This window comes from Candidatus Nitrosocaldus islandicus (genome assembly GCF_002906215.1).
Lineage (GTDB): Archaea > Thermoproteota > Nitrososphaeria > Nitrososphaerales > Nitrosocaldaceae > Nitrosocaldus > Nitrosocaldus cavascurensis.
Window position 1 is genome coordinate 738,489 of record NZ_CP024014.1, and the last position, 12,821, is coordinate 751,309.

Below are 12,821 nucleotides of genomic sequence, written 5' to 3' on the forward strand. Positions count from 1 at the left end.
AAAGTCTTATTGTATGGGTGTAATATAACTCAATAATAGAGAAGAGTTGAGTGCAGCAACGATAGTTATCCATACACATATCATCTTATATAATCTGGTGCATAACCAAACGCATAAAGTACACCGTCCCTAGAACCTATGAATATCCTGTCATGGCATATGCATGGCGATGCATCTATAGCATCCATCGTAGGGAATACCCATAGTAGCATACCAGTATCAGCATCTATAGCATATACCCTAGAGTCTAGAGAGCATGCTATTAGTGTATCATTACCCTCTGCTATTGCTGGGGTTGACCATACCTTGTTGTTTGTCTTAACCCTCCACAGCATGCTCCCATCCCTTGCATCTAGGGCATAAACGTATGTATCAGAGGAGCCAAAGAATACCCTAGAGTTGGAGTACGCTGGTGATGAGAGTATTGGATGCTCTGATACCCTTCTACTCCATTCTATAGAGCCATCCATACTGATGCAGTAAACATGGCCAGAGTATGTTGAGATGAATACATGCTCACTTGCTATGCATGGTGATGATGACCTTACCTTACCATCAAGTGTGCTCTGCCATACAAGCATACCATCATCCAACGCTAGAGAGTATACGTTAGAGTCATCAGAGCCTATTATGATAATCCTCCTCTTGCTATCATATGCTGGGCTTGACCACACCTCCCCTCCAGTCTTGAACCTCCATGCTATTCTCCCAGTATATGCATCTACTGCATACACATAACCATCTAATGCCCCAAATATTACAAGGCTATCTGCATAGCATGGTGATGAGAATACATCTCCCTCTATACTCAACTCCCATAGCATGCTACCATCATCAGCATCTAATGCAAATACACTGTTTACATTGTTGTTTACATTGTTTTTATTACCATCATTCTCATCAAGCCATGTGCTGAATGTAGATGCTACGATGATACCTTTCTCCCATCCATCCTCAACCAGCACTGGGGTAGATACTATGGGGATGGAGCATCTATGCACCCATCTTATCCTGCCTGATAACTCTACACCATATATGCATCCAGCAAGTGTTGATGCATAGAGCATCCTTCCAGAGCATATACATGAAGCAACCATGGGCTCAAGTCTAAGCATCCATTGCAGTGATGGTCTCCTTGCTATACTATGCTTTACAGCACTTCTCCTCCTCTCATCACACTTGAACGATCCCCAGCAGTATTCGCCCACATACAACATTTAAATCCCAATACATTTAATATCTACCGTTGGAGAGGGTGGATGAGCAAGAGGTTAAGCAGATAAAGGATTTCATAGAGATGCTCAACTATGAGAGTACTAATGGTGCTGTTGTGTTGGTTGAGGGTAAGAGGGATAGCAATGCTCTGAAGGCACTTGGCTTCTCTGGCAAGATAACAGTACTCAACAGCCATAGAGGCCTTAGTAGAGTTGTAGATAACCTTGAGCATGCAAGCAAGGTTATACTACTTCTTGATATGGATAGCAAGGGCAGGTACCTCACACAGAGGCTACTATGCATGATAGCGAACAGGAAGAGTGTAGACCTCTTCTACAAGAGGAGGCTCATGGAGATAACTAGAGGGAGGATAAGGAGCATAGAGGAGTTGATGGCGTACAGGTATAGTATAGCGATGAGCAATCCTTTAGCAGATCTATCTGCCTAGTCTTAATGATCTAGCAGAGATCGGTTGATTTATGTTAATAGCCTTCGCCATTATTGTTTATATGCTAACAATGTTCAATGCATCCTAAGTTAGTTCCCTAGTATTTAGAAGTATTGGCTTGCTTACAAGAAGTAAAGATGGAGCATATGATAGCAAGGATAATTTTAAGTTCCTTGCTGATAATGCAAGGAACTTGCTATAAGGAGGAACTCTTATAGATAATAGATGACCTTAGTAGAAAGTTATTGTTATATGTAGAATGCTAAGAAGCCTACTCTTCCTTCAACCTTGCAAAACCATTCATGACTCTATATATGCTATTCCTCTACCTCTAGCAATGCTCACTCTAAGCCTAGCATTAATGCATCTACTAATACATACCATGCCTTATCTACAAGGATCAATGGTTTATTATCACTCAAAGTATCTGCTTAAGGAATAGTTCTGCATCCAATATACTTAGTCTCTTCTCAGGCTCCTTCAATATGCTCGTAATAGCAGTACCATTAATTGTCTAACAGCTTCATACGATAACCTTCATTAGATATGCTCTTAATGATAAGCCAGAATAGTGTATATATGCATCAGCAAGAACCGTATCCTCTAAAGTACCTTATTCCTCTTGAATATATGAGACTTCTAATAATATAGTTTAATCTATTCGTGAGGTTAATTAGAAGAAACTGCATAAAATGTTATCTAGACAATCTCGTTCTTCTTATTGTTACTGCTTAACTACAACCTCCTCCTTCCCCTTCAGTTCATTGAATATCTGCCATGCCTCATCAACGCTAGCGTTATCATGCACTATCGCCCTAACTGCCCTTATCATTGCTACTGGATGATCTGACTGCCATATGTTCCTGCCCATATCTACTCCTGCTGCACCATCCCTTACAGCATTGTATGTTAACTGTAGCGCATCACGCTCTGGTATCTTCTTCCCTCCTGCAATGACCAATGGTACAGGGCAACTATCAACCACCTTCTCAAAGTTCTCACAGTAGTATGTCTTGACAAGCCTTGCACCTAACTCCGCTGCTATCCTACATGCCAATGCTAGATACCTTGCATCCCTAGCCATCTCCCTCCCAACTGCTGTAACTGCTAGCACTGGTATGCCATAGCGCTCAGCCTCGTCAACAAGCCTTGCCAAGTTGACTAGCGTTCTATGCTCATGGTGCTCACCAACGAATATGGATAGTGCTAGGGCAGATGCATTGAGCCTTATAGCCTCTTCTATGCTAGTGGTTATATCCTCATCAGATAGATCCTCCTTGAGTATGCTTACCCCTCCAGATACCCTAAGCACTACAGGTACATCTGCCCTTGCATCTACACAGTTCCTTAACACCCCTCTAGTAAGCATTATAGAGTCAGCGTATGGTAGTAATGGCTCTATTGTGCGCCTAGGGTTCTCCAGCCTAGTTGTTGGTCCTTGGAAGTATCCATGATCAACAGCAAGCATGACGGTCTTACCATCGCTCTTGAATATCCTTGATAGCCTATTCCTCATACCCCAGTCCATGCTCATACCATAATGAGTAATGGATGATTATTTAACTCTGTTGCTTCACGGCACATACATATGTTTATTAGTTGGTTATTGAATTCTTATATCGTATAAGACCATAATGGCTAGTGGTGATGGCGATAATAAAGCAAGGTTAAAGGCACTCAACCTCTTCGCCAACTCCTCTCTTGGTGCATCTGCCCTCTTCATACCCATACTTGCAAACACACTTACAGGCTCATACATACTGGTTGGTATTATAGCAGCAGGGTATGGTATAACCCAAGCCTTATCCTATGCATACTTTGGTAGGCTTGCAGATAAGTGTGGTGCGATGGTCAAGTTTGTAAGGCTAGGCTTCCTTGCATCATCATTTGCATTCTTCGCCCATGTACTTGCATATGATGGCTTTACGCTTATGCTTGTAAGGCTTGCTGCTGGTGTTGCTACTGGCATGTATGCTGGGGCTATGCTTGCACTATCACATGATAAAGGCAATAATGGTAAACTTGCTGGTGTAGTATCATTTGGCTCACTTGGATGGCTTATGGGAACAATGGCATCTAGCATTGTACAGCAGTTAACAAGCAGTTACACACTAGCCTTCATACTTACTGGATCTATATTCCTTGCTGGGTTCATAACATCCCTTGGGCTGAAGGTTAGAGCAGATGCAAGCAAGGCTTATGTTGCTGGCTCATTATTGCAACTAGCAAGGAAGAATGGTAGAATATACACATCGTTCATGCTAAGGCATGTAGGTGCTGCAGCAACATGGAGCATATTCCCAATCTTCCTGAACCAAGAGTTGAGGCTTAATGGAGTAGAGCTTGGCAGTATATATGCGATTAACGCACTAGTCCAGTTCCTATTCATGAATACTGTTATGAAGAGGGTAAGGTCAGATGCAAATATGCATATGTTAATACAGGTAGGTGTACTGTTATCCTCTGTTGTGTTCCTAACATACTACTCATCAAGTACATACCTACACATCATACCAGCACAGATACTGCTAGGCATATCATGGAGCATGCTCTACCTAGGCTCTCTCTATATACTCCTTAGGAATAATGATGGGGAGAGGGCATCATCCACAGCACTGCTAGAATCTTACATGAGCATTTCCATAATAATAGGTTCCCTTATTGGCGGTATAGTAGCAGAGTTTGCTGGATTGAGGAGTGTAATGCTACTCTCATCCCTCCTCTGCTTTGCATCATTTGTGATTGCTGTAAATGATTGGAGGAGAGGCTCTATGAGAATTACGATGTTACAGAATATAAGACATAACCTCTCTAACAGATACGCTAGGATGTTGAGGCAGTTGACTTCATAACCATATCATACCATAATACCATATTGTACAGTATCATGCCATACTATACCATCATAATCAATCAATAAACGTACATGCATAGATCAATCTGTAACTATAACCTTCATGGCATCACTAGCCCTGTGAGCACACTCTATAGCATTTATAGCATCATCTAGCCTAAACCTATGCGTTATTATCCTTGCTATATCTATCCTCTTGCTTGCTATGAGGTTGAACGCCTCCCTAGTATCATAATCAGATGCAGCAAGGCTTGGCACCATCTTTATCTCATTGTTGAATATATGGTTGAGATCAAGTTGGATGATGGTGCCTTTTGATGGTACACCAAATAGCACAACCTTACCCCCTCTCCTAACCATCCTCAGCGCTGTATGCACAGCATCAACGTTGCCAGTTGCAACTATTGCTACATCAACACCCCTCTGCTCAGTTGCATCCCTTGCTATCTGCACTGGATCATCCCTCTTTACATTAACTGAGATATCTGCCCCAACCCTGCTAGCAAAATCAAGCCTAAAGTCATTAACATCAACAGCAATAACCTTACTTGCATTATTCAACCTTGCAAGCATTACATGCATGATACCAGCAGGTCCAACACCTAGCACAGCAACGCTATCTCCCTTTGCCATCGATGATGCATTTAAAGCCTTTATGCAACATGCTAAAGGTTCTATCATTGCTGCATCCTCAAATTTAACATGCTCTGGAAGCACTATAACCCCTCCCCTGCTTACATTCCACTCTGGCACAAGGAAGAGCTCAGCAAGTCCACAGGGTTCTATGTTACTCTTCTGATAATACTCGCACATGGTATAGTCTCCATGGTTGCAGTAGTAGCATGAGTAGCATGGCACATGGTGGTGCACAAATACTCTATCCCCAACCCTTATACCCTTAACCCTCTCCCCTACAGCAACAACCTCCCCAGCAGGCTCATGCCCAAGCCTCCTAGAGACAACACCGTATCTACCATAGACCTTCTCTATATCTGAGCCACAGAGCCCACATGCACGCATCCTAACCAGTATATCACCTTCTCCAAGATTGGGCATAGGAACATCCTTTATGCATACACCATCACTCTCTATGAGTACTGCTTTCATACTGCACCTTTAACAGGAAGGATATATAATAATATTTGATTTATTATATGCCTAGTATCTGCTTGAGCAGTGCTCTATAGTTGATCTGAACCTTCTTGCTCCCTGGTGCTGGCAACTCAAATATTATTGGTATGGGATTCTTTGCCCTTATCTCAGTTAGTTCTTTCCTTATCCCTGCTGCTATATCATCACTTACCAGTATGAGCCCAACCTCGTTGCTCTTACCTACAAGGGCATTTATCTTGCTTAGTGCATCCATGGGTGAGTCTACACTTATGCCTTCAACACCAGCCATCTGGAAGCTTGTAACGAATACCTTGCTACCTAAGGCTACTACACGCATACCATTATCTACCTTCTCTGTAGGTTATAGCAATTTTAATCTAACTACCCAATAGATAAATAAGACTCATCATCTATGCTTAGGTATAAAAGAATGAAGAAGGTTACATTACTATTGATTAATTGATGGTAAATGATAGTAACCAGTAGCAGTGTTATCACACGCATCCTCATTCGAATATCTTCTCTATCAACCACTTTGTGCGCATATGCTTTGCTATATCAGAGATGGTTACTATGCCTACCAACTTGCCATTCTCAACCACTGGAAGCCTCCTTATCTTGTTGTTGAACATCCTCTGCACTGCAGCCTCTATAGGTAGATCTGGCTCTGCAGTTATTATTGGAGCGCTCATAACATCCTGTATCTTGACCTTGCTGCTTGGTATATCCTTTGCACAGACCTTTCTTACCAGATCCCTCTCAGTAATTATCCCAATAACCTTGTCAGAGTCCATGACTACAACGCTTCCTATACCATGCTCAGCCATAAGCCTTGCTGCATCCTGAGCAGTCTTATCTGGGCTTATCGTTACCACATTCCTTATCATTATATCCTTCAGCAGTATATCCACATGTTAGCTCATGAATGATGGGTTTAAAAACGTGTCCTTTCAGTTGCAGTATTTTTATACAATGATGATAAATACTAAGGAAAGATGGTTATCATTAAGATGAAGGGAGGTGTGTATGGATAGACATGGATATACTTGCTAGTGTTATATTTGTAGTAACGCTTGTAGGGTTATGGGCTGCAGTATCTATACCAGTGTACATCTCAGCAAAGATACTTACTGCAGGGAGGGTGAGGCTTATCCATGCCATGGGAGCAACTGCCCTAGGTCCAATAGTGTATGCAGGTGTAGTGCTTGTATCTGTAATGTTGCTTGGAAGCATCCTTGGTGCACAAGCATCTATACCTGCTATGATACTTGCATTCATATCATGGTTATGGGTCTACAAGAGCATCTTCAAGACAGGTTGGATAAGGGCATTTGGCATAGCAGTACTAGCAGTGATCGTATTCATAGTACTTGCGTTCATATTCTCACTTGCTATGAGCATGATTCTGCCTATGGTAGGGGAGCATATGCCTATACCAGAGCCCAATCCATTGCCGTATCCACAGGTATAGATACAATAACATAAGCATTCTTGCTTGCTTGCTTACATGCTTGTTTGTATGCTTGCTTGCAAGCATGTAACTATTCATCATCTATCTACCTATAATAAATAATCAATCTATGGCTATTAGATCCTCAGTCCTCTCCTTAGCAATCTTGCTATGCCTTTTGCTTGATCTCCACTGCTCAACAGCACTTATATCTCCACCTACCCTCTTCTCCCTAACCTCCTCAATCTTCACTATAGACGGTACATTGACCCACTGTCCAACAAGTATAGCCTCACCAACGTTGAGTGATGGTAGATACTCTAGAAGTTCTTTGCTAAGAACCTCGCTAGCCTCATTTATGTACCTCTGATCATCTGGGTTTGTAAGCCTTAATATGGCTAGAGAACCCATCTGGCTTAGAACATCCTGATCAAGCCTCCTAGGCCTCTGCGAGACTATGATAAGGGATACACCAAACTTCCTACCCTCTCTTGCTATCTTGCTTGCTATGTACTTTGCATCCGTATCCTTATTGTTTGGCAGGAATACATGTGCCTCCTCTATTGCACATATCACTGGGGTATCGAACTTAACATTGGTGGAATCCATGCTACCACTACCACTATTACTGCTAATACTACTCCTTACCTCTACTCCTCTTCCACTCCTCAATCTCTCAGCCCTCTTCCTATCCTCCAGTATCTCTTCAAGGTAGTATGCTATAGCTATGTTTGCCTGCTTCTCTGTGAACTCTATCATGTTAAGTATGTTAACCTTGTTTGGTCTAAGCATATCCAATGGCCTACGCTGACTTGTATCAAGTAGTGAGCCTAGCCTCCTAACCGCTGAATCTATTATACCCTGTAGCCTATCACAAGCCTTTATGATCTGAACATTCTTCTTGCTACCCTTCTGCTCTTCCATATCCTTCAACGCATCTATGTTTGCCTTCAATGCTGCCCAAAAGTCAGTACTGCTCTTAACATCATCGGTTAATGCCTTGCCTAGCACTTCCCTCTGCACAGTAGCATACTCCCTCACCTCTAGCAGGTCAGCAAGCCTCTCAGCCTCATCTATGTATCTAGGGTTTATCTTTGCATCCATAACCTCCACATTACTCATCTCGATATCTGTATATTCACCATGGTAATCGAATATTATCATTGTACCATTCAACTCTGCTATCCTCTTTGCTATAAGTGCAAGTAGGTTTGATTTACCTCCTCCAGTAACAGATAGTATGGCTAGATGCCTACTAGCAAGTCTATCAAGGTTGACTGATACATCAACGCTAGCATTCCTAAGCAGGGAGCCTATCCTTATCCATGGCAGACCATAGAGGCTGAATACCTTGAGTTCATCCCTGCTTGCCTCAAACACCATACTCCCAGGTTCAGGAGGCAACGAAGGTAGTGTAACCTTGCCATTGATTAGTTCATCTGTATAACCTAGAACTCTAACCAGTGCTAGATAACTCTTATCCCTAACATTCCTCTCTGCTATAGCCTTGCCTTCATATGCTGCATGATAGTTAGTTACACCATCCATTATGCTACTCCTTATTGATGAGTGCTCAACCATGCCTAGTATCCTTCTACTATTTGCATCAACAACAACGTATTCACCAACGCTTATTGCTCTCTTTGCTATGAACGTAAACTTGTATGGGTATGCTTCACCAACTACAAAGCCTAGAGGTCCATCAACACTTGCATTGCCTGCATTACTCATTCAGAACATCCCTCCCCCCTTCCTCTATGCTTAACCCAAGCAGATCTGCAACTTTGAGCATATCATCGTTGCTTATCTTGCATCGTTCATGTGCTAGCCTAAGCACATAAGGGTAGCCTGAGATGCTCTCAGGGTAGAGCATGTTAAGCATATCCCTAACCTCCTGCTCACTCCTCTCTCCAGGCATCTCAACCTTAAGTATGGGCGTGCATTGCTTGAGCCTAGCATAGACTACAGTTATATCATCATTGCCTGCCTTCTGCACACTCAAGATATAGCCTGCATTGAGCGTTGCTCTACTGAAGTAATATATATCAGCAAGGTTGCCCTTGAGTATTGCATTGCTTGCAGAGGTCTTTGCTATGAATAGTACCTTGCTACTCTTCATCAACTCCTTTGCATACTCATAAACTGCAACGAACCTCCTATTCCTCCTATCATAGAACCTAGCAAGCAATGAGCCATCTATGAGTATGTAGTCTGCTTTGTCCATGCTCTCACTTGCAAGGTCATGCTCAACCCCTATACATTTGGCAAGCAACTCATTCCTTGGACTTATAAAACCCTTATCATCTATGCTTACTTCATTACCATCACCATCATCATAACCAACCTTCTCCTGTGCTTGTGGCAGGTTTGCTGCATCAACCTCCATCTTAGGCTTAGCAAGGAATGAACCATCACTAGTTATGGATACACCTGCTATAGCATAGAGGTAGAAGCCTTTGTACACTATGTAGTTGAAACTACTATCAACACCAGCAAGCATGCTTCTCTCTGGAGATGGCTCATACTCAACCCACCTTCTCCTTGCATTCTCAAGCAAATCCTTTGCATTCCTTACCTTGCTGATTATCTCCTCTCTCTTCATCAGTGCATGCTCATACACCTCAAACAGCATAAATATACTCTTGCTCCAAAGCATATAAGGGTTTGTTACCTTTACTCATAGATAGAAGGATAGTCTTTTTATAGTTGATAGTAGCAGAGTTAATATTGGCTAGAAAGGGTCTTGAACTGGTATTGGTGATGGTTATAGCAGTAGTAGTAGGATTGCTATTAGTCAGCTCTACTGCTGTTACCTCTTACCATGCATATGCTCAAGATCTAAGCATAGATGAGGATCTTACACTCATAACAAGCATAGAAGAGATTAGAGGTCATCTCATGCAGGCTTTGAATAACAAGAGTATAGGCAACAACGATATGGCCGTTGCTCATGCTGGGCATCCTGCAGCAGAGTATCTAGCAGAGATAGCACCAATTATAGAGAAGAAGAATCCTGAACTGATAAATGAGTTGAGGGATAAACTTGTAAAGCTTCCATCCAAGGTACCATCGATATCGTATGATGAGTTAAGGATAGAGATAGATGCTATAGATGCATTACTTGAAGATGCATCCAACCTTATTAGGGATGAGAATAAGGGCAGCGTACAGTTCTGGTTAGAAGTGACAAAGACTCTGCTAGAGCATGCTAAGGATGAGTATGAAGAGGGTGTTGAGGAGGAAGGTAAAGTAAGTAGTGCAGTAGAGTATGAGGATGCACAGGCATTCGTTGCTAGAGCAGAGCATGTATTTACAAGCAAGATAAAGGGTAACGTTGGTTCTGATATAGGCGTGGTGATAGAACGCTTCTTTAGCGATGTAAAGATGGCTATGGATGAGAAGCGCTCTGCAGATAGGATAAAGGAACTGGTAGATGGTGTGATACCAGTTATACCTGAGTTCCCTGTAAATCTTATGCTTGTGTTTGTTGGTGTTGTTGTATCAGCAATACTAGTTAGTAGAGTAATGCCTATGGGTAGTAAGATGAAGATATAACAAATTATTTGTGCATCTAATTAATAAATATTAGTCATAATTACCTAACTAACTATCAATCAATCATTATCATTATTATTCATAGCATCAACCATTTTCTTTATACTTATTATATCCCTTATGAAGATCTCCTTGAGCTTATTGTTGTAGATAACATATGCTGGATGGTATGTTGTAAAGAATAGCCTCCCATCACGCTTCACATATCTACTCATATGCTCTCTGAACGATCCCTTCAGCAGTGTATCATGTGCAGTTCTTCCAAGCAGGCAGATTATCTTTGGGTTTACAAGCATGATCTCCCTCATAAGATATGGCATGCATGAGTTTATCTCATCCTTCATAGGCCTTCTATTCATTGGTGGCCTACACTTCACGATGTTGGTTATGTACACACTAGCCCTATCTATACCTGCTCTAGCAAGTGCATTATCTAGCACTTTACCTGCAGAGCCTACGAACGGTCTTGCAAGTGTATCCTCAGTTCTGCCTGGAGCCTCGCCTATGAACATGATCTTTGAGTTATATGCTCCTTCTCCAGGCACAGCATTACTCCTATACTCTGCTAATCTACACCTTCTACAGGCTTTAACCTCCTCTACAACCTTGCTTATACTATCATTACTTGCATCGTACAGGCTATCCAATGCATCTATTTACACTGCAACACTCTTAACTGTTGCTATTGCTCTAACGTAAGGACCTCCATTACCCATTCTCAATGTCTGCATAGGATCACCCTTGCCGCAGTTGAGTATTGGTCTTATCTCATACTGCTTGCTACATGCATCTATTGAAGCAAAGAACTCTGGTGCATTGCCCATAACTATAACATCCCTGAGCATCCCTTCAGGACCCTCAACAACCTCCCCATCCTCTATCCTCCTTGCATACTGGCATGAGATGCTCCAATTATACCTGTACATATCTATTGATGGTACCTTCTGTCCATGTATGATGTAGCCATGCTTAATATCCTTGATCATCTCCTCAAGAGAGTAGTCTAGGGGCTTTATGTAGGTGCATGCCATCCTTATCAAAGGCATGAACTCATAACCTGTTGCCCTCATCCCAGCGTTTGGCTCAACGTTGAATATTGATGCTGTCTCCCTACTCTGCATATGCCCTACAAGCACACCCTCTCTTACCAGAACCTTCTCTCTTGCTTTAACACCCTCATCATCGTACATGTAATGACCAAGGCTACCCTCTATGGTTGGATCATCTGATACGTTGAGTAGGCTAGAGCCTATCCTCTTGCCAAGCATCCCTGCCCACCATGCACCTCCAGCCCATGCCATCTCATACCCTAGCACTCTATCAGCCTCTGATGGATGGCCTAGTATCTCATGTGTTAGCAGTGCAACGAAGTCTGGATCCATTATAAGTGTGGCCTTATCCTCTCTTGCAGGCTTTGCATTTAGGAGCATTATAGCATCAGATGCTATGCTAGATGCTTTTGCAATGATATCTGCACCCTCTAACAACTCAAGACCACCTCTCCCTCCATCTGTCCTTGATACTGTCTCATTCAGACTACCTTCATGTGCAGTTGCTGAGATGTTCATAACAGTATCCATGTACCTTTGGAGTATGTTAGAGCCATCACTACTCATGAACAGCTTCTCAACATAATCATACCCTGCTGATATGGAGGTCTTATGAAGTCTCTTCTCCTTATCATTACTTCTCATAGCATGATCTGCATCCCTTGCAAGTCTTACAAGTTCATCGAACCTCTCTCTAGTATCCTTCTTGAATCCAATGTTAACCTTATCTGTGTATGCCTTCACATCTGCAAGCTTAACCCTATCCTTATCCTTGAGCCTTGTGCTTGAACCCTTTGCAAGCTTGAATGCATTCTCTACACCCTCCTTAACCTCATCACTGCTTGATGGTTCAGCAACTGCATAGAAGCCCCATGCACCATCAACAAGCACCCTTATACCCATACCACGATCAGTGCTATATGCTACATGCTCTATCCTAGCATCCTCTAGGAGTAACCATCTACTCTCTCTATACTCATACCTTACATCTACATACTCTGCACCTACTGCAAGGGCATGTCTTATCGCTAGCGATGCTAGATCCTCATCTATGCTCATAGCATCACACATACATGCATCTTATTTATACCTCTTATCATCCCTTCTGTTGGTATAAGTAGATATACAGCGATTGTA

At 42.3% G+C, this 12,821-nt stretch carries 13 protein-coding genes; 4 read left to right on the forward strand and 9 right to left on the reverse strand.

Annotated features, from left to right (window positions below; all coding sequences use genetic code 11):
• Window positions 1-80 precede the first annotated feature (80 nt).
• Entirely contained in the window at window positions 81-1,208 is a 1,128-nt protein-coding gene (locus tag CRG89_RS03885) for an outer membrane protein assembly factor BamB family protein (RefSeq protein ID WP_158648704.1), read from the reverse strand.
• A 47-nt stretch (window positions 1,209-1,255) separates the two neighbouring features.
• Here CRG89_RS03885 and CRG89_RS03890 point away from each other — a divergent pair, with 47 nt between their 5' ends.
• On the forward strand, window positions 1,256-1,663 hold the full coding sequence (locus CRG89_RS03890) for a toprim domain-containing protein (protein ID WP_338031972.1): 408 nt from the start codon (window positions 1,256-1,258) through the stop codon (window positions 1,661-1,663).
• 724 nt (window positions 1,664-2,387) lie between these two features.
• Here the strand turns inward: CRG89_RS03890 and lsrF are convergent.
• On the reverse strand, window positions 2,388-3,197 hold the full coding sequence (gene lsrF, locus CRG89_RS03895) for a 3-hydroxy-5-phosphonooxypentane-2,4-dione thiolase (protein WP_197706572.1): 810 nt from the start codon (window positions 3,195-3,197) through the stop codon (window positions 2,388-2,390).
• Window positions 3,198-3,297: 100 nt separating this feature from the next.
• On the opposite strand from lsrF, the gene CRG89_RS03900 reads away from it, so the two are divergent.
• On the forward strand, window positions 3,298-4,515 hold the full coding sequence (locus CRG89_RS03900; RefSeq protein ID WP_103287026.1) for an MFS transporter: 1,218 nt from the start codon (window positions 3,298-3,300) through the stop codon (window positions 4,513-4,515).
• A gap of 83 nt (window positions 4,516-4,598) precedes the next feature.
• On the opposite strand, the gene CRG89_RS03905 is transcribed toward CRG89_RS03900, so the two are convergent.
• The 3 genes from CRG89_RS03905 to CRG89_RS03915 form a co-directional block, all read right to left on the reverse strand.
• A complete protein-coding gene (locus tag CRG89_RS03905; RefSeq protein WP_103287027.1) occupies window positions 4,599-5,624 on the reverse strand; it encodes a zinc-dependent dehydrogenase in 1,026 nt (341 codons plus the stop codon).
• 43 nt (window positions 5,625-5,667) lie between these two features.
• The gene (locus CRG89_RS03910) at window positions 5,668-5,967 is read right to left on the reverse strand and encodes a V-type ATP synthase subunit F (protein WP_103287028.1); all 300 of its coding nucleotides are present in this window, start codon (window positions 5,965-5,967) and stop codon (window positions 5,668-5,670) included.
• Between the two features lie 169 nt (window positions 5,968-6,136).
• The gene (locus tag CRG89_RS03915; protein ID WP_103287029.1) at window positions 6,137-6,541 is read right to left on the reverse strand and encodes a CBS domain-containing protein; all 405 of its coding nucleotides are present in this window, start codon (window positions 6,539-6,541) and stop codon (window positions 6,137-6,139) included.
• Between the two features lie 125 nt (window positions 6,542-6,666).
• Here CRG89_RS03915 and CRG89_RS03920 point away from each other — a divergent pair, with 125 nt between their 5' ends.
• Window positions 6,667-7,101: a hypothetical protein gene (locus tag CRG89_RS03920; protein WP_103287030.1), complete on the forward strand. Its 435-nt coding sequence runs from the start codon at window positions 6,667-6,669 to the stop codon at window positions 7,099-7,101.
• 102 nt (window positions 7,102-7,203) lie between these two features.
• Here CRG89_RS03920 and CRG89_RS03925 read toward each other — a convergent pair whose 3' ends face one another.
• Together CRG89_RS03925 and CRG89_RS03930 are read right to left on the reverse strand one after the other, a co-directional pair.
• Window positions 7,204-8,811 (reverse strand): ATP-binding protein, encoded by a 1,608-nt coding sequence (locus CRG89_RS03925; RefSeq protein ID WP_103287031.1) that lies wholly within the window; start codon window positions 8,809-8,811, stop codon window positions 7,204-7,206.
• Window positions 8,804-9,712, reverse strand: a complete 909-nt coding sequence (locus CRG89_RS03930) for a DNA double-strand break repair nuclease NurA (protein ID WP_158648705.1) — start codon at window positions 9,710-9,712, stop codon at window positions 8,804-8,806. The genes CRG89_RS03925 and CRG89_RS03930 overlap by 8 nt, the downstream gene beginning before the upstream one ends.
• 95 nt (window positions 9,713-9,807) lie before the next feature.
• Here CRG89_RS03930 and CRG89_RS03935 point away from each other — a divergent pair, with 95 nt between their 5' ends.
• Window positions 9,808-10,635, forward strand: coding sequence for a hypothetical protein (locus CRG89_RS03935; protein ID WP_148695208.1), 828 nt, complete (start codon window positions 9,808-9,810; stop codon window positions 10,633-10,635).
• 59 nt (window positions 10,636-10,694) lie between these two features.
• On the opposite strand, the gene CRG89_RS03940 is transcribed toward CRG89_RS03935, so the two are convergent.
• Window positions 10,695-11,282 (reverse strand): uracil-DNA glycosylase, encoded by a 588-nt coding sequence (locus tag CRG89_RS03940; RefSeq protein WP_103287034.1) that lies wholly within the window; start codon window positions 11,280-11,282, stop codon window positions 10,695-10,697.
• Between the two features lie 9 nt (window positions 11,283-11,291).
• Window positions 11,292-12,743 (reverse strand): TldD/PmbA family protein, encoded by a 1,452-nt coding sequence (locus CRG89_RS03945; protein WP_103287908.1) that lies wholly within the window; start codon window positions 12,741-12,743, stop codon window positions 11,292-11,294.
• Window positions 12,744-12,821 lie beyond the last annotated feature (78 nt).